24 protein-coding genes are annotated in these 23979 nt (G+C 35.1%); 10 read left to right on the top strand and 14 right to left on the bottom strand.

What is annotated here, in order from left to right; all coding sequences use genetic code 11:
- Positions 1 to 24: 24 nt before the first annotated feature.
- The gene (locus tag B5X62_RS05105; protein ID WP_079666320.1) at positions 25 to 1791 is read right to left on the bottom strand and encodes a tetratricopeptide repeat protein; all 1767 of its coding nucleotides are present in this window, start codon (positions 1789 to 1791) and stop codon (positions 25 to 27) included.
- A 457-nt stretch (positions 1792 to 2248) separates the two neighbouring features.
- Between B5X62_RS05105 and B5X62_RS05100 the strand changes: the two genes are divergently transcribed.
- Positions 2249 to 2626, top strand: coding sequence for a response regulator transcription factor (locus B5X62_RS05100; protein ID WP_079666319.1), 378 nt, complete (start codon positions 2249 to 2251; stop codon positions 2624 to 2626).
- A gap of 255 nt (positions 2627 to 2881) precedes the next feature.
- On the opposite strand, the gene hemN is transcribed toward B5X62_RS05100, so the two are convergent.
- Positions 2882 to 4240, bottom strand: coding sequence for an oxygen-independent coproporphyrinogen III oxidase (gene hemN / locus B5X62_RS05095; protein WP_079666318.1), 1359 nt, complete (start codon positions 4238 to 4240; stop codon positions 2882 to 2884).
- Between the two features lie 88 nt (positions 4241 to 4328).
- On the opposite strand from hemN, the gene B5X62_RS05090 reads away from it, so the two are divergent.
- Positions 4329 to 5243, top strand: a complete 915-nt coding sequence (locus tag B5X62_RS05090; protein WP_079666317.1) for a choice-of-anchor tandem repeat GloVer-containing protein — start codon at positions 4329 to 4331, stop codon at positions 5241 to 5243.
- A 152-nt stretch (positions 5244 to 5395) separates the two neighbouring features.
- A complete protein-coding gene (locus tag B5X62_RS15745) occupies positions 5396 to 5728 on the top strand; it encodes a T9SS type A sorting domain-containing protein (protein WP_159447628.1) in 333 nt (110 codons plus the stop codon).
- A gap of 56 nt (positions 5729 to 5784) precedes the next feature.
- Here B5X62_RS15745 and B5X62_RS05080 read toward each other — a convergent pair whose 3' ends face one another.
- Positions 5785 to 6804, bottom strand: coding sequence for a WD40/YVTN/BNR-like repeat-containing protein (locus B5X62_RS05080; RefSeq protein WP_079666315.1), 1020 nt, complete (start codon positions 6802 to 6804; stop codon positions 5785 to 5787).
- 223 nt (positions 6805 to 7027) lie between these two features.
- Positions 7028 to 8542 carry an APC family permease gene (locus B5X62_RS05070; protein ID WP_079666313.1) on the bottom strand — a complete coding sequence of 505 codons (1515 nt, stop codon included), beginning with the start codon at positions 8540 to 8542 and terminating at the stop codon, positions 7028 to 7030.
- 177 nt (positions 8543 to 8719) lie between these two features.
- Between B5X62_RS05070 and pnuC the strand changes: the two genes are divergently transcribed.
- Positions 8720 to 9409 (top strand): nicotinamide riboside transporter PnuC, encoded by a 690-nt coding sequence (pnuC, locus tag B5X62_RS05065; protein WP_079666312.1) that lies wholly within the window; start codon positions 8720 to 8722, stop codon positions 9407 to 9409.
- 131 nt (positions 9410 to 9540) lie between these two features.
- Here the strand turns inward: pnuC and B5X62_RS05060 are convergent, their stop codons facing one another.
- The 3 genes from B5X62_RS05060 to B5X62_RS05050 form a co-directional block, all read right to left on the bottom strand.
- Positions 9541 to 9777, bottom strand: a complete 237-nt coding sequence (locus B5X62_RS05060; RefSeq protein WP_079666311.1) for a hypothetical protein — start codon at positions 9775 to 9777, stop codon at positions 9541 to 9543.
- 76 nt (positions 9778 to 9853) lie between these two features.
- Positions 9854 to 10282: a DUF4268 domain-containing protein gene (locus B5X62_RS05055; protein WP_079666310.1), complete on the bottom strand. Its 429-nt coding sequence runs from the start codon at positions 10280 to 10282 to the stop codon at positions 9854 to 9856.
- Positions 10283 to 10415: 133 nt separating this feature from the next.
- Entirely contained in the window at positions 10416 to 11351 is a 936-nt protein-coding gene (locus B5X62_RS05050; protein ID WP_079666376.1) for an NAD(P)H-dependent flavin oxidoreductase, read from the bottom strand.
- A gap of 521 nt (positions 11352 to 11872) precedes the next feature.
- Between B5X62_RS05050 and B5X62_RS05045 the strand changes: the two genes are divergently transcribed.
- Genes B5X62_RS05045 through B5X62_RS05035 form a run of 3 tightly spaced genes read left to right on the top strand, consistent with a single transcriptional unit; the run spans position 11873 to position 13484 of the window.
- Positions 11873 to 12652, top strand: a complete 780-nt coding sequence (locus B5X62_RS05045) for a HipA family kinase (protein ID WP_079666309.1) — start codon at positions 11873 to 11875, stop codon at positions 12650 to 12652.
- The gene (locus tag B5X62_RS05040; protein ID WP_079666308.1) at positions 12639 to 13022 is read left to right on the top strand and encodes a DUF3037 domain-containing protein; all 384 of its coding nucleotides are present in this window, start codon (positions 12639 to 12641) and stop codon (positions 13020 to 13022) included. The genes B5X62_RS05045 and B5X62_RS05040 overlap by 14 nt, the downstream gene beginning before the upstream one ends.
- Positions 13023 to 13025: 3 nt before the next feature.
- The gene (locus B5X62_RS05035; protein WP_079666307.1) at positions 13026 to 13484 is read left to right on the top strand and encodes a GNAT family N-acetyltransferase; all 459 of its coding nucleotides are present in this window, start codon (positions 13026 to 13028) and stop codon (positions 13482 to 13484) included.
- Between the two features lie 3 nt (positions 13485 to 13487).
- Here B5X62_RS05035 and B5X62_RS05030 read toward each other — a convergent pair whose 3' ends face one another.
- The 4 genes from B5X62_RS05030 to B5X62_RS05015 all read right to left on the bottom strand — a co-directional run bounded on the left by B5X62_RS05030 (position 13488) and on the right by B5X62_RS05015 (position 16249).
- On the bottom strand, positions 13488 to 13847 hold the full coding sequence (locus tag B5X62_RS05030) for a cupin domain-containing protein (protein WP_079666306.1): 360 nt from the start codon (positions 13845 to 13847) through the stop codon (positions 13488 to 13490).
- Positions 13848 to 14130: 283 nt separating this feature from the next.
- The gene (locus B5X62_RS05025) at positions 14131 to 14952 is read right to left on the bottom strand and encodes an undecaprenyl-diphosphate phosphatase (RefSeq protein WP_079666305.1); all 822 of its coding nucleotides are present in this window, start codon (positions 14950 to 14952) and stop codon (positions 14131 to 14133) included.
- An 86-nt stretch (positions 14953 to 15038) separates the two neighbouring features.
- Positions 15039 to 15347 carry a DUF3098 domain-containing protein gene (locus B5X62_RS05020; RefSeq protein WP_079666304.1) on the bottom strand — a complete coding sequence of 103 codons (309 nt, stop codon included), beginning with the start codon at positions 15345 to 15347 and terminating at the stop codon, positions 15039 to 15041.
- 2 nt (positions 15348 to 15349) lie between these two features.
- The gene (locus B5X62_RS05015; protein ID WP_079666303.1) at positions 15350 to 16249 is read right to left on the bottom strand and encodes a cell division protein FtsX; all 900 of its coding nucleotides are present in this window, start codon (positions 16247 to 16249) and stop codon (positions 15350 to 15352) included.
- Positions 16250 to 16758: 509 nt separating this feature from the next.
- Here B5X62_RS05015 and rsmA point away from each other — a divergent pair.
- From rsmA to B5X62_RS05000, 3 genes are all read left to right on the top strand, one after another.
- Positions 16759 to 17529: a 16S rRNA (adenine(1518)-N(6)/adenine(1519)-N(6))-dimethyltransferase RsmA gene (gene rsmA / locus B5X62_RS05010; RefSeq protein WP_079666302.1), complete on the top strand. Its 771-nt coding sequence runs from the start codon at positions 16759 to 16761 to the stop codon at positions 17527 to 17529.
- A 96-nt stretch (positions 17530 to 17625) separates the two neighbouring features.
- The gene (locus B5X62_RS05005; RefSeq protein WP_079666301.1) at positions 17626 to 18192 is read left to right on the top strand and encodes a peroxiredoxin family protein; all 567 of its coding nucleotides are present in this window, start codon (positions 17626 to 17628) and stop codon (positions 18190 to 18192) included.
- Between the two features lie 223 nt (positions 18193 to 18415).
- Entirely contained in the window at positions 18416 to 18652 is a 237-nt protein-coding gene (locus B5X62_RS05000) for a YtxH domain-containing protein (protein WP_079666300.1), read from the top strand.
- A 36-nt stretch (positions 18653 to 18688) separates the two neighbouring features.
- On the opposite strand, the gene B5X62_RS04995 is transcribed toward B5X62_RS05000, so the two are convergent.
- Genes B5X62_RS04995 through B5X62_RS04985 form a run of 3 tightly spaced genes read right to left on the bottom strand, consistent with a single transcriptional unit; the run spans position 18689 to position 23894 of the window.
- Positions 18689 to 19066, bottom strand: coding sequence for a response regulator (locus tag B5X62_RS04995; RefSeq protein WP_079666299.1), 378 nt, complete (start codon positions 19064 to 19066; stop codon positions 18689 to 18691).
- A gap of 16 nt (positions 19067 to 19082) precedes the next feature.
- Entirely contained in the window at positions 19083 to 21308 is a 2226-nt protein-coding gene (locus B5X62_RS04990) for a PAS domain-containing sensor histidine kinase (protein ID WP_079666298.1), read from the bottom strand.
- A 36-nt stretch (positions 21309 to 21344) separates the two neighbouring features.
- Complete coding sequence (locus B5X62_RS04985) at positions 21345 to 23894, bottom strand: phosphoenolpyruvate carboxylase (protein ID WP_079666297.1); 2550 nt, start codon at positions 23892 to 23894, stop codon at positions 21345 to 21347.
- Positions 23895 to 23979: the final 85 nt, after the last annotated feature.

Below are 23979 nucleotides of genomic sequence, written 5' to 3'. Positions count from 1 at the left end.
TTTAATTTAAAACTAAAATAAAAGCTAATTAAGCATTGTCACATCATGCTGCTCTTCGCAAATCCTTTTGATTAATTCTAGCGGCGTGTCTTCTAGTGACAGATTAAGTTTTTTGCGAAGTCTATTCCAAACTACACGCATTGCAGCGTCCGAAACGCCCAATAGTTTTGCCATTTCTTTATTGTTAAGTTCCAATTTAGAAAGCATTAGATAGCGCATTTCCGACGCTGTAATTCTCGAAGAATATAATTTCAGAGCTCTCATCACATCCGGAAATGCCGCCTCAAAGAGACGTTGGAAGTTAAACCAATCATCGTCTGTCAAGATTTTCATAGATTTTAGATTCTGAAGTTGATCAGAAATTTCACTTCTTTGCTCTGACTTCAGACTTTTAAGCTGCACCAATTCTTTCTCGAGCTGGTTAATAACGGCGTTATGTTCGTTGGCTTTATTTACAAATTTGAAAATTTCGGCTTTAGCGCGTTCGAGTTCTTTTTCGGCTTCTCTTTTTTCAAGAATATTGATTTTATTCTCCGAAATCAATATTTCATTTTGTCGAATCTTCTTCTGTTTAGATTTATACAAATAAAAAATACCAATGCCGCTTGCAGTCAAAAATGCAAATATTGACGCCAAATAATAAAGCTGCTGGCGTTTTTGTTTTTCTTTCTTTTGCAGGAGCTGAAGTTCTTTATTCTGGATCGTGAGTTGATGCGAAGCAATCTTACCAACTGCAGAATTGTATTTTTCTTCAATATCTTTTCTGATGGTCATCAAACTATCTTGATACTGAACTGCAGCACGAAAATCATGAGTCTTTTTAAGATAATCTATTTTAACTTCGAAGTATAATTTTTTTGCTATTTCCAGTTGTTGTTGATCACCAATATGGACAAGATTATTATAATCTGTTCGCATCTTTTCCAAATGGGTCAAAGTTTTTTCTGACGAATCTAGATAACGTTTGGCTTGCAAAAGCGAGTCCAGTTTGAGATAGACTTTTACCATATTAGTCGTCGCATTCATCTTCACTGTCGTATGGTGACCTTGGTTATTATTGTTATCAAAATCTTTTCGATACAATGCTAAAGATTTTTTATAATCTTTCTGGTTGTAATAATATTCGCCCAGACCGCTTGACAAAATCCCTTCCCAAATATCAGAATCGTATTGACGTGCGATCGCAATACCTTTATAAAAAAAATAATCGACACTATCTTTCTTTCCTGATTTCATGTACGACATCCCAAGATTATTGTAGCGTTGCATCCCTAAAACTGGCGTAAAAGCAGGAAATTTTAATGATATCTTCATCAACCGAATAACCTCATCATAATCTCTGAAAAAGTAATAATGTAAAGCAATCTCATGAAGAATTTTACCAATATTTGGAACTTTTTCATAGCCTATTTTTTCATAAACTTCCAAAGCTTTCAGGTCACATTCGAAGGCTTTATCATAAAGCGCATTCGAAAAATATATTTGTCCCAACTCGTGATAGCAAAAGCCAAGAAAGAAAGGATCTTTTGCGGTATTTGGATTTTTGATTAAATCTCGAAGTTTTTGGTCGCGTTGCACACGTGGAAAACTCATCACTTCTCGCTCTTTACGTCGCATTAACTCTACAACCGACAATAGCGATTTATCTTTTTCTCGAACCGCAAAATCTTCAACTTGATTAAAAAATATGTCCTTATTATTTGCTTTATTAAGGAAATCGGAATCAGATTCTGTAAAGCCAAAAATAACGCGACTTCGATCTTCAATTTTGGCCTTTTTTAAAGAATCCATAAATCGTTGATGTTGTCCAAAAGCATCATTAAAAACGAATAAAACAATAACGATGAAAAACCTATACACGCCTAAAATGCCTTAAATATTAAAATAGAAAATATCCGCTCAACGACAAATATTTCCCTTTGCGAATTAACAAAAGTTCAAAAATACGAATAAGCCAAGAAATTAAAAATTATTAGTATTAATAAATTAAAAATTTTGAAATATTAACTTAAATACAACACACATATTTAAAATAATTATAATTAGAAATAATTATTACAATCAAATTTCACAATTAATACAATTTGACAAAAACAGAATAACCGACTGACTATCAATACTAATTAAAAACTGTTACGTTTTTGTTACGCCTAATATTCGAAAAACAAGTTGCATTCTAACTTCCTTTGCACCACAATCTGACACGAGAAAGATTTAAGCTAAAACTAATACCCGCAAAACACTTAACATGGAAAACTTCACAAATAATAACATGATTTTTCTGATACTACTTTCAGCAAATATTATTAGCATCTTTTTGTATCCATTTATTTTAAATTCTAAAACAAAAGAATTAAAACAGATTATTTTTCAACAGGAAAAGACGATCAAAAACTTGCAAAATCAATTAAAAAACGATCAATATGACGATGATAAATTAATTGAAGAATTCAAATTCACAACTCGTCAAATAGAAATTATTAAGCTTGTTAAAGAACGAAAAAACAATAAAGAAATTGGTGATGAACTTTTCATTTCTGAGAATACGGTAAAATACCATCTTAAGTCGATCTACAGCACTTTGAATATTAAAAACCGCTGGGAATTAAAAGAAATTCTTACTTAAAATTAGAAAATACAAATGACGTTAGTTCGAGGATAAACGTTCAAAATTAATTAAACTCACTCTATTCAATTCTTGATAAACAAAACATTTCTAAAAAAACCAAAACCATTTATATATCTACTTCTGTAGAAAAAGCTGCCAACAAGATTTGGCAGCTTTTTTATTAAAATCAGAAACATAAAAAGAGCTGATTTCTCAACTCTTTTCGTTATTGTATTTTTAAATTTTTTCTGAATTAAAATCCAATTTTAAAAATTATATCGTCATCGAAAAAATACGAGTTTCGGGTTTGTTGCGCATCATTCTAAGGTCAAAAACCATCGCTACATTTCTAGTAAAAGCTCTCCCCATTTCGGTAATTTTTATTTGATGATCGGCAAATTCTACCAAGCCGTCTGCTTCCATTTCTTTCAACATTTCTAGTGCATTTTCTAACTCAGGGAAGCTTGTTTGTACATCCCAAGTCGTCTCCAATTGACACATCAAATTAAGAATATGACGACGAATTGTTAAATCTTCATCATTAAGAATATGTCCTTTAACAACTGGAATTTCACCATTTTCAACTTTGGTTTGATAATCCTCTACAGACTTTTCATTTTGGGCAAAAGCGTACCAAGAATCCGAAATTGATGATGCGCCAAGACCAACCATCAATTGGGTTTTGCTCGACGTGTAACCCATAAAATTCCGGTGAAGCTTTTTACCAATCAATGATTGATACAGATCGTCCGATTCTAAAGAGAAATGATCCATCCCAACCTCGATGTAGCCAAGATCTTCAAGAAGTTTTTTCCCGTTTTCGTATTGTTTGCGTTTTTCTTCGCCTGATGGCAAATCTTTTTCATCAAAACCTCTTTGTCCAACACCTTTTATCCAAGGCACGTGCGCATAAGAATAAAACGCTAAACGATCTGGTTTTAACTCCAAAGTTTTACGAATTGTAAGCTCAGTTGTCTCCCAGTTAGAATGTGGCAAACCAAACACCAAATCGTGCGAAATACTTTGATAGCCAATTTCACGTGCTAACTTCGTTACCTTCTCTACATTTTCGAAAGGTTGAACTCTGTTAATGGCTTTCTGAACTTTAAGATCATAATCTTGAACACCAAAACTCACTCTTCTAAAACCTAAATCATAAAGTGTCTGTAGATGTTCTTTAGTCGTGTTATTTGGATGTCCTTCAAAAGAAAATTCTTGCTGTTCTGCAATTTCTACCGTTTCAAAAATTGAAGACAAAAGTGTTCTCAAATTCTCAGGAGAAAAGAAAGTCGGTGTACCACCACCCAAATGCAATTCTTTAAGAATCGGCTTTTCGTCGAATAACTCTAGATAGAGTTTCCATTCTTTAATAACAGATTCCAAATACGGAACCTCCACCGAATGCTGCTTCGTAATACGCTTGTGACACGCACAAAACGTACATAAAGCTTCGCAAAAAGGTAAATGAATATAAATTGAAATTCCTTCTTTCGCGTTAGTTTCTTTAAAAGTTCTTATCACACTTTGCTTCCATAATTCCGGAGAAAATGAAGTTTCGTCCCAATACGGAACAGTTGGATAAGAGGTATAACGCGGGCCAGGAATATTGTATTTGTCAACTAATGAAATCATATTGCAAAGTTAAAAAAACTCAATGCAATAAACTAGAATATTAAATCTATATGATATTAATTATATTTACATAAAATAAAAACCGACGATGACTAAAAAATTAATTATAGTAATATCCTTATGCGTCCTAAAGATTCTTTTTGGACAAGGAAAAATCCTTTTTGGTACAACTTCTTTGGGAGGTCTTTATAATGCTGGAACAATTTTTCAATATGGCTTAGAAACTGGAAAATTTCAAAAGAAAGCAGATTTTAATAAAACCAACGGTTCGATGCCAACGGGTACTTTAGTACAAGTTAAGAACAAATTATATGGATTAACAACCGAAGGAGGTACAAAATCCTTTGGAGTTCTCTACGAATTAAATTTATCATCTAACGAGCTTACAAAAAAAATTGATTTTGTTGGTGCAAACGGCACATGGCCAACAGGAAGTTTAATGAAGGTATCTGATACTAAATTATATGGTTTGACATGGCCAGGTGGATTGTATGGCATGGGAACATTGTTTGAATACGATGTTGAATCTGGAATCATGACTAAAAAACACGACTTCAAAGCAAATACAGATGGCGGAACTCGACCATCTGGTAGCTTAACTCTTGCTAATAATGGAAGAATATATGGCTTAACCTCAAGCGGAGGAAATTATAATAATGGAACACTCTTCGAGTATAATATCCCTAATAATATAATTGTAAAATTAGCAGATTTTCAACGAAATATCACAGGTGCCACACCAGAGGGTGATCTACTGCAAGCTTCTAATGGGAAGCTGTACGGATTAACACCAATTGGAGGTGATAACGATTTCGGGACTTTATTCGAATTTGATACTGATACTGGAGTGCTTACCAAAAAAATAAATTTTGATCAAACTATTGGCTCATCCATAGCTTCCCTTATTGAGGCAAAAAATGGAAAATTGTATGGTACAACTGAAACAGGGGAGCATATGATACTGGAACGGTTTTCGAATATGATATTGCACAAAATTCAATAAGAAAAATAATAGATTTTCAGGACGATGATCTTGGATATACTAATCGCTCAAGCTTATTTCAAGCATCAAACAATAAAATTTACGGATTAAATTATGAAGGTGGGCTTAATAAACTTGGAACTTTATTCGAATATAATATTGCAACAAATAACTTGATTACTAAATTCGCTTTTGATAATGTAAATGGCGCTACTCCTAATAATACACAATTTATCGAAATAGATTCTTCTTTGATCCTATCAACAACCCAAAACTTAAATTCTGTAACAAATATTATACTAAAAAATCCTGTTGACAAGATACTTTTAATAAATAAAAATATTAATTACAATCGTTTCGAAATATATAATCAAGAAGGTAAATTACTTCTCAAAAACAATGAAACATACCAAATTGATGTTTCACACTTCAATTCAGGCATTTATTATTTGAAAATTATTATTTCAGGATCTCGAGATTACACTCTCAAATTTATTAAGCGCTAAAGCATTATAAACATTGATAGCATAACTGAGGTATTAACTATAAACTGTCATTCTTGTTAATCTAAAAAACTAAGTTTTGAAATTTTGTCTTTTCCTGCTAAAACTACAGTCTTGGCATCTAGCCATTCGCAGGTGTAAAAACCTTTCTCATCCGAGATTTTTGTCCAAGTTTTTCCAAAATCTTGAGAATAACTGATATGATTATCTCCTAAAGCTATAATCTCTTTGCCTTTGGATTTTGGTTTTATCTTAACACAAGTCGAATAACCTGCATTTTGTCCAGAAGCTTGTATTTGCCACGTTTTGCCACCATCGTTGGTTGTCGCTATGTTGTTGATATTTTCGGATTGATTTTTATAATCACCACCAACGGCAATACCAAAGTTTTCGTCCGCAAAATCTATAGAATAAATACCTTGCGAAGATGTACCTTGTACGAAAGGCGTTTCGAATACTTCCCATCTCGAAATTCTAGACCAATCGAATTTGAAAATTCTAGCTTTTGTGCCACCAGTCGCAATCCAAACTTTGTTACCTTGCATTGCAATATTAGAATTACTCGCTGCAAAATGCGCTTCTCCTTTAGCATAAGTTGGCAGTTCGGCAGCAATATCCATCGGACTACCGTTTTCCACCATATAGAAGTCAACTCTTCCATTTTTGAAAGGATCACTAATCGCTAATCCGTTATTAGTTTTAGGGTCAACTTTATATGAATCGTAAAATGTGGTGGAATCTGTTAATTTTAATAATTCAGTGATTTTGAAATTCTTATCAATATTATAGAATTGAGCTGGAGAACCGATGTTAACTGTTTGAAATGCTCCATCTTTAAATCTTGCTAAAACACGAAACTCTTGGTTAAGTTCATTAATCTTTATTTGTTTCTTATTTGCTGGTTTCTGAAAATCAACAAACCCAAACTTGGATTGCGAACCTGCGTACCAAACTTTGCCATCGTAAACTTCGATAGCGCGAATGCTAATGTTATCCGTTAACAGTGTGTCAATCTTGATATTTTGAGATTTTGAAAACCCAAAAATTGTTAGCGATACAAAAAGGAAAAATGATTTCATGACCTGTAAATTTTCGAAGGACAAATTAGTATTTTTATTTCAAATCTGCGTCCGGGCGGAGGGCATTGTTGGAGCTCGTTTTCTAAGATGGACACTGGGCGGAGCGAAGTGGCGCTTCGGCTCCGCTCAGCGTCCAAGATTTGGAAAACAGCGACTGCCCGTAGACCGAAAAGACGCCCAAATAAAAAACCCGCTCAAAAAAAGCGGGCTAAAAAAAATATAGTTAGTTTTCGGTGTTCTTGTGAGGATTGTTAAGATGGCTATTTTTGCGACCATAGAACATATAGACCAAAACGCCCAATACAAGCCAGCCAGCAGACAATTCTAAAGCATGTGCGCTAAGGTTAAGAATCAAATATAAGTTGATGAAAACACCCAATGCTACAACGATTTTGTAAGCCGGCACTTTGAAGCTTCTTTCTAGATTTGGTTCTTTCTTACGCATTACCCAAACTGCGATACACACTAATGTAAACGCGAATAATGTTCCAAAACTTGTCATATCTGCCAAGGTCGAAATCGGTGTAAAAGCCGCGATAAATGCAACCACCAAACCTAAAAGAATAATACCTTTAGCTGGAGTTTTAGTTTTTGGATGAAGCTCACCCAAGAATTTTGGGATAAGACCGTCTTTTGACATTCCGATGAAGATTCTTGACTGTCCCATCATCATAACCATGATTACAGAAATAAGTCCTACTGTCGCAGCAATGGTAACAATATTACTTGCCCAGTGATAACCTGCAATTTCGAAAGCGTAAGCCACAGGCGCTTTTATCGCTTCTGGGAATTTGCCTTCTGGGTTAAAGTCTGTATAATGCATCATCCCTGTCAATACCAACGACACGCAAATGTAAAGTGCAGTACAAATTAATAGTGAAGTGATAATCGCAAACGGAACATCTTTTTTAGGATTAATAGCTTCACCAGCTTGTGTAGACACGGCATCGAAACCGATGTAAGCAAAGAAAATAGCTGCAGCTCCCGAGATTATCCCTTTGACGCCGTATGCTGAGACCATGTCGCCTTCAGGATTTTTGACTAGTGTTTCGGCTGGGATAAAAGGTTTCCAATTTTTAACACCGTCAACAGTTGTATAAAGATCTGTGTTTGTAAATACGATGTAAGCACCAGCAATGATTACAAAAATAACCGCCGACGTTTTCATAATTACAATAAGGTTGTTAGCGCCAGCTGCTTCTTTGGTCCCTTTAACCAACAAAGCTGTAATTAAAAGTACAATGATAAAAGCTGGTAAATTCATAGAAAATCCTTCGCCAGTATAACTCGATGGATCCGACGTCAGCCAAGCAGGCAAATGGACGCCAAATATTTTTAGAAATTTATTAAAATAACCGGACCAACTCACGGAGACCGCCATACTTGCCATCGCATATTCGAGGATGAGACACCAGCCCATCGCCCAAGCGAAAATCTCACCAACTGTACCATAAGCATAAGCATAAGCCGAACCTTCTACAGGAATTATCGATGCAAACTCTGCGTAGCAAAGCGCTGCAAACACACAGGCTATACCTGCCACAATAAAAGAAATCGCCAAAGCTGGACCTGCGTGATAATAAGCACCCGTCCCTGTCAACACAAAAATACCACCACCAATAATAGCGCCGACACCAATTGCTGTTAAACTCCATTTACCAAGAACACGCTTCAATTGGCTTTTTTTCATGTCCGCTTCGTAAGCACTTAGCGGTTTTTTTATCCAAATGTTTGACATAAAAAATACTCTTTACTTCTTTATTTAATTTCAGGTTACGAAAATATAAAAAAAACGCAATTACAACATCAAATCCTAATAAAATATTAAAATAAGTTAAGAGAATCTTGTATTTTTAACATTAATGATATAATAATAATATTAGATATTTTTTATTAAATATGTATCTTTACCAGCATGATCGATTTTTTCAACAACCTTAGTGCACAATATCAATCCTACGATACTTATCTTATTGTCTTAGAAGCTATTGCAACTTTTTTTGGGATTATAAGTGTCTATTATTCCATCAAAAAAAACATTTGGGTATATCCAACAGGCATCATTTCAACAGTGTTATTTATCTATATCATGTTTGTTTTTGGGCTGTTAGGCGACATGCTGATTAACGTTTACTATACTGTAATGAGCATCTATGGTTGGATATTATGGCGTCAAAATACCAACGACAACGTCCACATCAATGTGGAAAAAGCCTCTCCAAAAGATTGGAAAAATGCGATTATTTTGTTTGTTGGGAGTTTAGTTTTTGTAGGTTTAATCTACTATTACAAACCTTTTATAGACAACAACTTCTCGATGGAGAACGTCAAATTAGGATTGTACCACCTCGATTGGGCGAACTATATGGACATCGTGACGACTTCTCTATTCTTGGTCGGCATGTTTTTGATGGCAAAACGAATCGTCGAAAACTGGATTTTTTGGATCGTCGCAGACCTTATCTGTATCCCAATGATGCTCTACAAAGGACTTGGCATCACGTCGCTACAATATTTTGTATTCACATTTATGGCGACAGTTGGCTACATCGAATGGCTCAAAACTTGGAAAAATCAAAACAAAAATGAGGAGCAGGTCGATTAATTGTTCTTAGAAAATCCTCGCCCGCTTTCCGCTATATCTTTTGTAATGATCGCTTCGACTCCGCTCAGCGACCATTACAAAAGGATGCCGCTTCAATCGGGGCTAGGAGGAATTATCCTGAAGTTGCTTGACTAATTTAGCCCACTCAACTTTTCTGAATATTCTTTTGAGAAAACAGCTTTATCGTCTTGTAATTTTTTGAAATCCGTTGGCAAAACATAATTGAATAAGAATTCATTGTTTTCGTCCACAAAAATTAGTTCCTTTTCTTCTCCATCTATTAGCGATGCAAAAATATCCCACATCGACTGGTCTTTCAATTTTAACAATTCGAAAAAATCTTTAGCTTTTATTGTTATTTTCTTCATAATATTTTTTTTAAGGCTTCGTACAAAATCATTGACTCATCAATCATCATTCGTAATTCCAAAATATAAATTCGTCTTACACGTCTTTTATAAAATCTTCGTATTCATAAAAAAACATTTCGAAAGCCGTCATTTTTTCGACAAAAAATTCAAAAGTATGCGTCCAAGTTTGTTTATTAAAAACACTAACACCTGTTTTTGTTAGCCAAATGCGACTGATAACTTTTCCGTTTTCCAAAACAAAATGTTCGTCCATCTCAAAATCGCCAATCTCATCTCTCAACAAATCTTCCAAAGATTGAATCTTCTCAAAATAAGCATTTCGGAAGAGTTCGTCTTTCATTTCGATGTCGAGAGAGACTTCAGCTTTTTTATTATCTGCACTGAATTTAAAAGAAAAATCCTTAATCTTAGTATCGTACAACAACCATTTTCTCGGAAAAGCTTTCCCGAAAGCGGTCCAAAATTCTTTCTTTAGTTGCGCTGCTTCTTGTTTTGAAAACACCTTATATTAGTTATGAGTGATAAGTTATTAATGATGTTCGCATGGATTTTGGTGTTTAGTTTTTAGTAATATCTGAATTATAAAGGAAACTTGATTTTCTAAAACCTTTTACCTTTTACATAATTCCTAACACCTATAATTTAAGATCTAAATTAGCGGCATTAAACTCTCCCACCAAATTCTTGATAACTTCTTCGACTGGCAAAACACTATCGATAAGCGCCGAAGATTGTCCAATCTCTAACTCGCCTTCCTCCAAATCGCCTTCGAACATTCCACGTTTTGCACGCGCTCTTCCCAATGTTTCTTTTAGAGCTTCAACATTTCTACCTTCTTGATAAAGCGCTTCCAAATCGTTGAAAAATTTATTTTTCACCAATCTCACTGGTGCTAATTCCTTTAAAGTTAAATGTGTATCGCCTTCGCCAAGTTCAACAATTTTATTTTTGAAATTATCGTGAGAACTCGCCTCCGTCGTTGCTGCAAAACGAGAACCAATTTGCACGCCGTCTGCACCAAGAATCATCGCAGCTTTCATTTGAGCGCCCGTTGCAATGCCGCCAGCAGCGATTAACGGTGTAGAGATATGTCGTTTAACATTTGGAATAAGTGACAAAGTTGTTGTTTCATCACGACCATTATGTCCGCCTGCTTCAAAACCTTCTGCAACAATCGCATCAACACCAGCTTCTTGACATTTAACAGCGAATTTGGTTGAGGACACCACATGTGCTACTTTGATGCCTTCTTTTTTTAAAATTTCGGTGTAAGCTTTTGGACTTCCCGCTGACGTGAAAACAATCTTAACGCCTTCCTCCAAAATGATATTGATAATCTCTTCGAGATTCGGGTACAACAAAGCGACATTAACGCCAAAAGACTTGTCTGTTGCTGCTTTACACTTTTGGATATTTTCTCTAAGAATATCGGGATACATGCTTGCAGAACCGATAAGTCCTAATCCTCCACTGTTAGAAACCGCCGAAGTCAATCTCCAGCCACTATGCCAAATCATTCCACCTTGGATGATTGGATATTTTATATTAAAAAGTTCTGTTATTTTATTCATATTTTGTTGATGATAGTAAGATTTTTTCGCAATACCGAAGTCGATAAAACTTGACATTATGTTGAATATTTCCCCAAAAATAAGGATTATTTTGTGAGTTTTAAAACGTCATTTGGAAAATCGAATCTTTACTTTCTTAAACCACAAAAGTTTAAAGTGCATTTTTAAAATTTAAAAAAATAGGAAATAAAGTTTTCATATAAATTGGAAACATTCTTTTTAATAATCTAAGAAACTTTTCAGCATTTTTAAAAACTACAAACGTTTAAAGTTTCACATTTCAAACGATTTCGAAAACCACAAAAGCTAATAAAAAAAATAACTCTGTGGTAGAAAAGCAAATATTAGAGAATAATTGCAACGGCGTGGTTGCGCCCCGACCTGAACGGAGCTCTTTTTGCGCTTCGACGCGGTGGAAAGCCCAAGCCTTGGAAAGTCGAAAAGCAAAAAAGCGGGAGTGGAGGGCGGAAAAGGCGCCCAAATAAAAAATATTGCTTTATTTTTACATTTTAAATTACAAGATGGATTTATCACTACGGACGGTCACCGTCTTACGCTATATCTTGCCGTTGCGCGAGGGCGGCTCGTTGCCAGCTTTGGCGGAAGCCGACGACGACTTCAAATACGTGTTGAAATTTCGTGGCGCTGGTCACGGCGTGAAAGCTTTGATTTCGGAGTTAGTTGGTGGCAAAGTGGCTCAGGTTTTGGGATTGCGAACGCCTGAATTGGTTTTTGCAAACTTGCACGAAGACTTCGGAAGAACCGAAGCCGACGAGGAAATTCAGGATTTATTGAAAGCAAGTGTTGGATTAAACTTGGCCTTACATTATTTATCTGGTGGCATCAATTACGATCCTGCTGCTGTAAAAATCGATGGTAAATTGGCGTCCGAAGTTGTTTGGCTAGACGCTTTCCTTACCAATATCGACCGTACTTTCCGAAATACAAACATGTTATATTGGCATAAAGAATTGTGGCTGATTGACCACGGTGCTTCTTTGTATTTTCATCATTCTTGGGACAATTGGGAAAAGAATGCGGTGAGCCCTTTTGTGATGATAAAAGATCATGTTTTATTACCGCAAGCCGATCAATTGGAGGAAGTCAACACCAGATTCCGAGCGATATTGACGGATGATGTTTTGCGCGAAATTGTGGAATTAATCCCTGAAGATTGGTTACAGTGGCGCGATACCGAACTTTCGCCAGAGGAAATAAAAGAAGTGTATTTTCAGTTTTTGACAAGGCGTGTTGCCCATTCTGATAACTTTGTAAATGAAGCGAAACATGCAAGAGGTTAAATTATACGAGTACGCGGTGATTCGTCTGGTGCCGAAACCTGAACGCGAAGAGTTCATCAATGTTGGTTTGGTGCTTTTTAGCAAGCGTGAAAAATACATCAAAGTGAAAACTTACCTTTGCTCAGACCGCATGAAATGTTTTATTTGTGAAACCGAATTTGACATTATCGAAAAACATTTGACGTCTTTTGAAAACGTTGCAAAAGGCGGTAAAGATGCTGGACCAATTGCGCAACTCGAAATCCCCGAGCGATTCCGTTGGTTAACAGCTGTGCGAAGTTCTATCATCCAAACATCTCGTCCACATCCTGGACAAGCCAAAGATTTGGATTTAGCTTTTGATCGACTGTTTGAAGATTTAGTAATGTAAAAAATGAAAGCTCCCCTACTCGATTTTCAATTGATTACGGATGATTATCCCTACGAGCTTTTGCTTTTGGCGGACGAAACACGCGTCGCTATTGACAAATATTTGTCGAGTTCTGATGTCTATCTTGTGAAACTCAACAACGACAATGTTGGCGTATTCTGTTTGTATCACCAAGATGCAGAAACTGTTGAATTAAAAAATATCGCCGTTTCTGAAAAGTATCAGCGACAAGGAATTGGCGAGCAAATTTTAACGCATATCAAAAAAATCTACTATCCAAAATACAAGCGTATTATCGTTGGGACAGCAGATTGTGGGATTAATCAGATTCGGTTTTATGAAAAAAATGGATTTCAAAAATATGACGTTAGAAAGAATTTCTTTATCGATAATTATCCCAAACCTATTTTTGAAAATGGCATTCAGTTAAAAGATATGCAACTTTTGAAATTTGAATTCTAAAAGCTACTCTTCTCGATTAACCAAATCCATCGAAAATGCAGGAAGACAAATCGCAACATATTCGCAAGCTTCCGAAAACGGATTGGAATATCTAACACGCGCGCCTTTCTCTATCAAAATGCTTTGACCTTTTTCTAAATTGATGATTTCGCCATCGATTTCGAATTGTTTTTTTCCAGAAATAATCAAAGTAAATTCATCAAATTCAGGTGTCTGATGTGGCTCGCTCCAATTGGGTGGCGCGACCATGTGCGCAATCGAAATATTTTGATTTCCTGTAGAATTTCCCCAGTGTTCTTCTATCAGTTTTCCATCGGTAGTTGGTACTACAAAAGGACTTGCTTGGATTTTGTATTTTTTCATTTTTTTGGTTGTTGGTTGACAGTTGTTGGTTTTTAGTTTTTAGTTTTTAGTTTTTAGCAAAATTAATTCGTAAATCTTAATTTCTAAATCCTAAAAAAGTAGAATTTTTATTCTGCTTATAATCTGCAGCCCGGCTTATCTCATTTCTCCCGTTTTTTTTTATTTGATTCGAAGAATTTCGTTCCTCGAGTTGAGCAGAGCTCTTTTTTTTCAGAAAACAAAAAAGTGGGAGCACTTCGATAAACTCACTACAAGCTTAGGGGGAAAAGCTGCCCAAATAATTCTAATTATTAAACCATTGAAAATAAATCAACAATGCCACACCAACAAAAATTCTGTACCAACCCCAAGGTTTGAAACCGTATTTGTTAAGCAAGCCGATGAAAGATTTGATAGCGATAAGTGCCACAACAAAAGCCACGATATTACCAACTACGAAAGCGATAATGTGATTTTGAGATTCCATAATCATCTCATAACCCTTCATAGGTGTTGCCGTTTCTTTTCCCCAAGTTTTTACAAAAACAGAATAAACCGTCACCGCTAACATTGTAGGAACCGCCAAGAAAAATGAAAACTCAGCCGCCGCTTTTCGTGTTAAACCTTGCGTCATACCACCAATGATAGACGCCGCACTTCTACTCGTCCCAGGCATCATCGCAAGACACTGCCAAAAGCCGATGGTAACAGCTTTCTTGATAGAAATGCCTTTTTCGTCATCAATTTTGGGATTCTTGAACCAACTATCTGCAAATAATAAAATAACACCACCTAAAACCAAAACCGACGAAATTGCAATTTGGTTACCTAGAACGGCTTCGATTTTATCATCGAATAAATAACCTAAAACTAAGGCCGGAATAACCGCAAAACCTAGTTTAAGATAGAATTTAAGATTATTAAAATCAAAAAACTTTTTCCAATAGGCGACAACCACAGACAAAATTGCCCCAAACTGAATCGACACTTGGAACATTTTTAGAAATTCGGTTTCTTCCATACCCATAAGGTTGGCAGCGAATCCCATGTGCGCCGTTGAAGATATTGGCAGATATTCGGTTAAACCTTCAACAATAGCGATGATTATTGCTTTTATTAAATCCATAGTTTTTTGTCGTTAAATTGAAAAAACTTTGAAAAAGAACAGAACTCTTCCAAAGTTTAATATGATTTTATTTTATAAAATTCTAGTTATTTTTTGTCACGTTTCAGGATAGCATAAATCTGAACCACAAATCCTGCAATCACCAAGAAAGGTGCGATACGGATTCTGACAACAGAAAAAATCCCTTCGTTCCAATAATTAGGATCAAACTTCCCTTCTGGTGTTGTGTTAGCGTCAACGCCCATCATCAGGACAAATCCTAAGATAATACAAGCCAAACCGATTAACATCCATTTGAAGTTAGCTTTCCCAAAATAAAAATTATTTTCTTTTGGCGTTGGCGCAGAAGCTGGGCTTCCAAATTGATCCGCCGAAAATTTATTCTTTTTAGCCATAATTATGAATAATACAAATCGTCAACATGAGATCTTAAGAATCTCCAAGTTGCAAAGATAGTACTTAGAACTGTAATTAAAACACCCACTGCAAAAACAGCAATCACTAATAATAAGTATTGATTAGGATCATTAACGAAAGGCGTTCCGATCTCGTTTGTGAAGAAATACCAAAGTCCTCCTAAAGCTGCCAATCCTATTAATGCACCTAACAAACCTAATATAATAGCTTCGATTACGAAAGGCTTCAAAATGAAACGTCGCTTCGCACCAACCAACTGCATCGTCTTGATAATAAAACGTTTAGAGTAAATCTTAAGTCGAATCGAGTTATTAATTAATACAATCGCCAATACTAAAAACAAAACCGAAAATCCGAAAATCCATTTCAAAATTCTGTTAAGGTTGTTGTATACATACTTAGTTAGCGTGTCGTCATTTTTAACTTCCTTCACACCTTGCACTTTAGAAAGCTCTTTTACAACCTGTTCTATTTTAGCAGGATCCACGTACTCTGGCTTCAAAGAAACCTCTACAGATGGCGGAAAAATATGCGAATCGAACAAAGCTTCGGAGTCAATCCCCATACTTTTTCTAGCTTCCACAGAAGCCTGTTCTCTTGAGATAAAAGTTGCCTTTTTCACAAACGGAAGCGTCTTGATAAGTTCATAACTTACCTGATTGGCTTTTTCGATTTTTGCAGAATCTTTTACATCAAGATTCTCATCAAAATAAGCTTGTACAACCAATTGTTCCTTAATATAATCCGAGTATTTTTGAGCATTAATCAGGATTAACCCGAATAAGCCCACAAGAAAAAGAACTAAAGCAATACTTATAACTACGGTAATGTTACTGGATCGTAATCTACTTTTGTTAATATCCTCTACAGTCTTTGGCATTAAATAAAAATTTTCTGCTAAAATAGAAAATAATATTCACTTAAGCCTCGAAAATAGGGCAAAGTATTGTTAATAAAATCATAAAAAGCGAGCATTCTAAATCAATTTTCGAGGATATTTTTTGGGCAATCCCGCAAAAACCAAAGCTTTAGGCCAGCCTATTTTGCGGTCGGGCTGTCCGCTATATCTTTGTAGTGGCACTCGGACGACTCCGCTACGCTCCGTCGCCTCGCGCCACCACAAAGGATGCCGCTTCCATCCCTATTGCAAAACAATGACGTTGAATTTAGATTTTAGATTTTAGATTTTGGATTATGGTTGTCGGTTGATGGTTCATGGTTGTTGGTTGTTGTCTGTTGTCTGTTGTCTGTTGTCTGTTGTCTAGCAAAATTAATTCGTAATTCATAATTCATAATTCATAATTCATAATTCATAATTCATAATTCATAATTCATAATTCATAATTCAAAACTCGTAATTCCTAATTCAAAAATAAATATCTTTGCAAAATGAATGTACGTGCCAAAAAACACCTAGGTCAACACTTTTTGACTGATCAAAATATTGCAAGAAATATTGTCGATGGACTTTCTTACCAAGGCTATGACCAAGTTTTGGAAGTTGGACCTGGAATGGGCGTACTAACAAAGTCTCTTTTGGACAAAACAACAGAAACTTTTGTTGCAGAAATCGACACCGAATCTATCGATTATCTTAAGATTCATTATCCGAAGTTACAGGAACAACATTTCGTTGGAGACTTTTTAAAAATTGACATTCCTACAGTTTTTAAAGGACAGCTGGCAGTTATCGGAAATTTTCCGTACAATATTTCGTCACAGATTTTATTTAAAATAGTTGATAATTACGAAGTGGTGCCAGAGATGGTCGGGATGTTCCAAAAAGAAGTTGCAGAACGTACTGCCGCAAAACCACGCTCCAAAGATTATGGAATATTATCCGTGATGATCCAAGCTTATTACGATGTTGACTATCTTTTCACGGTTCACGAAAATGTCTTCAATCCACCACCCAAAGTAAAATCTGGTGTTATCAGAATGCTCAGAAATCCAAAAGAAGGTTTGGCTGGTAACGAAGAACTTTTCAAGAAAATTGTGAAAGCAGGTTTTAACCAAAGACGTAAAAAATTGAGCAACGCTTTAAAAGTTCTCAACATCCCTGAAAGTATGAAAATACATCCTTTCCTTGATATAAGAGCTGAAGAATTGTCTGTAGCAGACTTCATCAATTTTGCTAACGAATGGAAAGATGCGAAGTAAAAAGCATTAATCAAAATATTGAATACGCCCAGAAAATTAATTTTCTGGGCGTATTTGTTTAGCAAAAATTGTATTTTAGAAACATAAAATACAATTATGAAAAAACTTCTTTTACTAACGCTGATCCTTCCTTTTGCATTTTCGTGTCAGAAAAAAGAAGAACCAGACATTGATCGTACAAAAGAATTAGCTGAATACCGAAAAAAATTAATAACTCTAGAACCTGAACAAAAATTAAAAGATTTTTCGGCGAAAACTATTTCTGGTAAGACTTTTAACACAAAAGATTATCTCGGAAAAACTTTGGTCATTATTGTATATCGCAAAGATTATCTTCAAAAATCGGACACCTACGATATGCCCGCAGAAATGAATCGCGTCTATGAGGCGACTAAAGATAAAGCTAACTTCATTGGAATTCTTGAAGATCACGATGATGACCAAAAAGCACTTCATCAAATGATGAAAAACTCTGGAATCCTATTTGATCAAATTGACAATACACAAAGTACTGAAAAACAAAAACAAATTTTACTTGGTTCATTTTGTTATCCTTTAAAAACAGTTATTGATAAAGATGGTAAAATTGTGTATAGTAAATGTGGCGGTCACGGTGAAGAAAACCTAATCGAAGCCATCAATAGTTTGGGCGAAAAGCAGTAACTGTTTACCACGATTGTCAAAAGAGAATTTCATTTTTTTTAAACATATATTTATAGAAAAACTGAATTAAACTAAGGCAACTAATAAACTTACAATCAGCATCAAAAAACAGGATTAACTACTCCAAAATTTAACTTTTATTATGAATTAACAATTCTTTTTTGGCACGTTATTTCCTTTTAGACTACTAGAACAAATAGTTAATAATTAAAACAAATAAATTATGGGATCTAAAAAAAATGGCCTTTTGGCTTTATTAGGATTAGGCGCTTTAGCATATTGGAAATACAAAAAGTCAACGCCAGAAGAGCAACAAGCTGTAAAAGATAAAATCAATACAGCAAAAGACAACTTAACAAAATTCGGTAACGATCTAAAATCCAAAGCGAACGAAGTGGTTGATCAAGCAAAAAATAAAGCTGGCGAATTAAAACAAGATGTTGAAAATTCTGCTCAATAAGAATAATTATAAAAGACTGTCTAGAAAGGCAGTCTTTTAATTTTTATCACAATACTTTTTAATTTTATCCAAAACATCGAAAAGATCAAAAGGCTTTGCAACGAACTCGTTAGCACCACTTTCTATCGCGGAATTTGCAAGACCTCGACTTGCAGACATGATAACAACTGGAAGCGTCACGAAATCCTCATTGGCACGGATTAATCGACAAATATCACGTCCGTCTTCACCAGCCAACCACATATCCATCAGGATAAGATTGGGCAAATTGTTTTTGTCAAGTTGTTGATACATTTCAGAACCTTTTTCGAAAATCTGAACATCATAACCCTCCAAATCCAACATCATCTGCAACGAATCCAAAATCGCAATATTGTCATCAACAATGATAATTTTTTTATTTAATTCCGACATTTGAGAAAAGATTGTATTAGTTTTTTACAGGAAGTTCAAAACAAAAATTAGACCCTTTTCCCCTTTCAGAATTAACATAAATGTTACCATTACTTCTTTTGATGATTTCGGCAGAAATATACAAACCAAGTCCCAAACCTGGAATTGTATGTTCCTTCTCACCACTCACACGATAATATTGTTTAAAAACATGTTCAATTTTTTCTTCAGGAATTCCAATGCCGTAATCTTGAACACAAAATCTGATTTTATCACCCAAATGTTCGGCAGTTACAACGACTTTATCAGCATCTGGCGAATATTTGATCGCATTACCTATCAAATTGCTCATGACTTGCGACAGTCGATGACGATCGGCTTCTATCATCCCAACTGGCTTAGCATTAACAAGAATCTGATGTCTACTCGCCATTTGTTGTTCTTCTACAACTTCATTCACCAAGTCATTAAAATCAAATTTACTAGATTTTAATTCTATTCTTCCGTTTTGGATTTTTGTAACATCAAGAAGTTCAGCAATTAACTCTGTCAATTTATTAATCTGCTCGTCCATTTTTCGAGCAACACTTGCATTAGCTGTATCTCCTATATTTTGCAGATTTCTTCCGATATACTGAGAATATAATTTTAGACTGGTTAGCGGGGTTTTTAGCTCATGACTCGCAATCCCCAAAAAGTCATCTTTCTGTTGTTGTAATTGTTTGAAATCGTCGATATCTGTACAAGTTCCGATCCAAGAATCGACCATTTTTTCGTCATTATAAATCGGAATTGCTCTCACTAAAAACCAGTGTTTTTTACCCGTTTTTTTATAATTATTAAACAGCATTTCCTTTTCATAAACTTTTTTATTGGCAATGCAATTATACCATTCTGCGGTAAGAACCTTAGCTTCTGAAGGCGAAACGCCTAATAATTTTTCGAGGTTTCCCCAAGGATTTTCGCCATACTGTATATCGGTTACCGTATACCAATTACTGTTAAAATAATCTGCACTACCTTCATTATCAGCAGTCCAAACCAACTGTGGCATCGACTCTGCTAAGGTTTTGAATTTCTTTTCGTTTTCGCGGAGTTGTTTTTTATATTTTAGTTCTTCCGAAACATCATAACCCAAAGTCATCACATACTTCACATTACCATCAACATCTCTAATTGGCTGAAAAATATAGTTAATATATTGTGTATTCCCCTTGGCATCAACATATTCGTGCTCCTTCTTTTCGTACTGAATACCTTCATTAAAAACTTTTTGTAAATTTTTAAAAATCGGACGTTCTTCAATACCTGGGACAGTATCAATAACGCGAGTGCCTATGTCTATTTTGTATCCCCAAACACTTTCCGAAATCTTATTAGAAACACGATAGACAAAATCTTTACCTTCTAAAACATTAATGGCAACTGGTAGATTTTCGATAAAATGCTTGAGCAAAGCTTCTCGATCGTACAACTTTTGCTTTGCAAGAACCAAATCGGTAATATTAAGAACGGACAACAAAACTGCCTTTTGATCTCCCCTTTTGTTTGTTATAGGTTTTAAAGCAAATTTTAAAAATAAATGTTTGAGAACACCATTAATATTGATTTCTATGGGAATACACTTTTCGAAAATCTTTGTTTCTTCTTCCAAACAAAGCTTGTATAACTCAGCTATTTTTTGAGATTTTAATTCAGGGAAAAGATCAAAAATAGAAGAGCCCAAAATATTATAACCTTTACCCAAAGTCAAAATCATACGTTCGTTAGCGATCTCGATCTGCGCATCTTCGCCAATCAAAATTGCTTTCGAAAACAATGAACCCGCCACCTGATAATCGAACTTTTCTTTCGATTCTGCCATGCGTTTTTCGAAGAACAATCGCTCTCCAATTTGGCGCAGCGTTATCATTAGTCCAAACTCATTTTCAAAATTAACACGAGAAATTTCTAAAACAAAAAACTGTACATCATCTGACTTTTCTGCATCATTTTTTAAAAGTTGAATAACATGTTTATGTTTTCCGCCATTATTAATAATATCCGAAATTATATCTAAATTATCTTTAACAATTAAATTTGGAAAAACGTCTAAACCACTTTTACCAATACAATTTTCATCAAGATCAAAGACATCAAGAAATGCAGGATTTATGGTTTTAATTTTAAAACTCTCCGAATCCATCCACACGATTCCGATGGAAGTATTCATAAAAATAGTTTTAAAAAGCTCTGAAGAAACGCCTGATGTTGAGTCTGCCATAGTCAATGGATTTTTGTTTTGTGTTAAATTAAAAAACTAAGCAGAGTTACGACTTGCATTAATATTCCCAAACAAAGACCGAATCACTAACTTCTCGTAAACGGCTTTGTTATCAGGATTTTTCTGTATTTGCATTAGCGCATATTGCTGAATACTCAGAAGCGGAAGTACGATTTTTTCCCTTATTAAAACCGATTTTCTGTTAAGCGGTTCTTCTTGCATCAAAACTTTGAAACCTGTTAATTCTAACATTAATTCTTTCGACAGGTTGAATTCATCAAAAAGGACATTCCAAAACTCACCAAACTTTTTATTTTCTTTCATATAATAAGTTAATGGAAAATAAGTTTTGTTCATCGACATCATCGAGTTAAGCACCAAAGTTTTGAAAAAATCTGAATGTTGGTACAAGAATTTAACTTCATCAAATCGACCTTCATCTTTCAAAATTTTAAGCGCGGTCCCGAATCCATAAAAGCCAGGAACATTCTGCTTAAGTTGTGACCAAGAACCCACAAAAGGTATCGCCCGCAAATCTTCAAATTTTAATTCGCCATCTGCGCCACGTTTGCTCGGACGACTTCCAATATTGGTTTTTCCATAATATTCGAGTGTGCTCATCTCTTGTAGATACGGCACAAACATCGGATGCGCTTTTAACTCCGAATATTTTTCGAAACTAAGTTCCGCTAAATTATCAATTAAATGACGCTCTTTTTCGGTCAAATCTTTTTTAGAATTTTCAAAAACATCGTTCTCAATTCCTGCTGTCAATAACTGTTCAAAATTGTATTTCGCTTGGTCTTTATTCCCGAAAACACTGGTAATCGTTTGACCTTGTATCGTCAATTCTAACTCGTTGTTGGCGATCGTTTTGCCTTGTGAAGCATAGAAATCATGCGTCTTGCCACCTCCTCTTGCTGGCGGACCACCACGACCATCGAAGAAAATGACTTTAATCCCAAATTCTTTTGCAATGGCTGTCAAACGCTCTTTTGCTCGATAGATTTCCCAATTCGCTTTCAAATAACCGCCGTCTTTTGTCCCATCCGAAAAACCTAACATAATATATTGTTGGTTGCCACGCATATTGAGATGAGCTTGATAAAATGGAAGTTGATACAAAGCTCGCATCACAGCTTCGGCGTTATCGAGACCTTCCATCGTTTCAAAAAGTGGAACAATATCCATTTTGATAGCGTCATTTTGATAACCGCTAATTTTGAACAAAGCCAAAACATTCATCACATCTTTAACCTCATCTGAGTTAGAAATGATATAGCGATGCATGCCACGTTCGCCGTTTTGTTGCTGAATTTTGGTAACGTTCAAAATATTTTGCAAAGTATCTTTTACAATTTCATCTTCAAAATCATCAGGTTTAACATGATTATCAGAGTTTAATAAACTTTCAAATTTCTGTTGATTAGAAAGTTCAGAATCCTCTTCATTTTTAAATAAATGATTGTAAATAGAATCTACAATTTTCTGATGAACACGGCTATCTTGACGAATATCTAAAGTCGCAAAATGTGTCCCAAAAATCTTTACACGATCTCGATAATCGTCCAATAATTCACGGAAAAGTGATTGATGTTCTGTGATTAAAATATACTCAGCTTGATCTATTTTAGCAATAATTTCTGTTTCAGAAATTTCAAAATCCTTTTGGAAAATCGCTTGATATAATTGATGGCTCAAATCTTCCAAAACTTCGGAAACACCTCTAAAACTAAGTCTTCTTCTCAAATTTTTAAGATGTCCATAATAACATTTAAGAATCGAGCTTCGCAGCTCTTTTGCAACTTCCAAGGTTACATCAGCAGTTACAAACGGATTACCGTCGCGATCACCGCCTGGCCAAAAACCAAGTTTTATAATATCGGGATGCAAGTGAAAATCATCGGTTCCGAAGGTTTCTTTCAGTTTTTTGTACAAATCTCCAATGCTTTGATAATAGACGTATCGCAAATAATACATAATGCTCATCGCCTCGTCCAAAGGCGTTGGACGCTCTTTATTAACAAATGGCGTCTTGCCTAACTGTTGCAAAAGCACATCAATATTTGTAACCGAATCATTCTGGATGGCATCTCGTAAATCATGAATAATTCGCTGAACTGCATTTGGATAAAACTGTGTTGGATGCGCCGTAAAAACGATTTTAACAGAGAAATCTTTTAACTTCTTTCGAACATCAGTCAATCGATGATCTTGCAAAGCTCGTTCGTAAAGATTAAGCACAGTGCCCGAATCGGCATCCGAATGCAACTTTTGAAAAGCCGCATCTTCGATACTGTCAAACAAAACTACCTGTCGTTCGATATACTGAACGATCTTGAAAAGCAGTTCTAACTTTTGATCTTCGGATTCGAGGTCTGTATGGTTTTTAAAAAACGAATTAATAATCTCTTCTGGCGACAAAGCTTTGTCGTAACCGTCTTTACTTTCTTCGTATAAAAACGGTAGCAACATGCCGATATTCGTCATTTTGTCATAAGGCAAGCTCATGAAAAGCGAATTGTATATTTGGAATTTGTTTTCGACTAATTGTCGAAAAATTTCATTCTTTTTATCATTTATCATATAACAAATTTAACGATAAAAGAATTCCGTTTTTATTAAAATAGTTTTAAATTGCTATAAAATTTAAATATTTTCTTCATCTAAA

It is taken from the genome of Soonwooa buanensis, from assembly GCF_900167905.1.
In the GTDB taxonomy this organism is placed as follows: Bacteria; Bacteroidota; Bacteroidia; order Flavobacteriales; family Weeksellaceae; genus Soonwooa; species Soonwooa buanensis.
The sequence above is the reverse complement of the archived record's forward strand: the minus strand, read 5'-3'. Positions and strand labels throughout refer to the sequence as shown.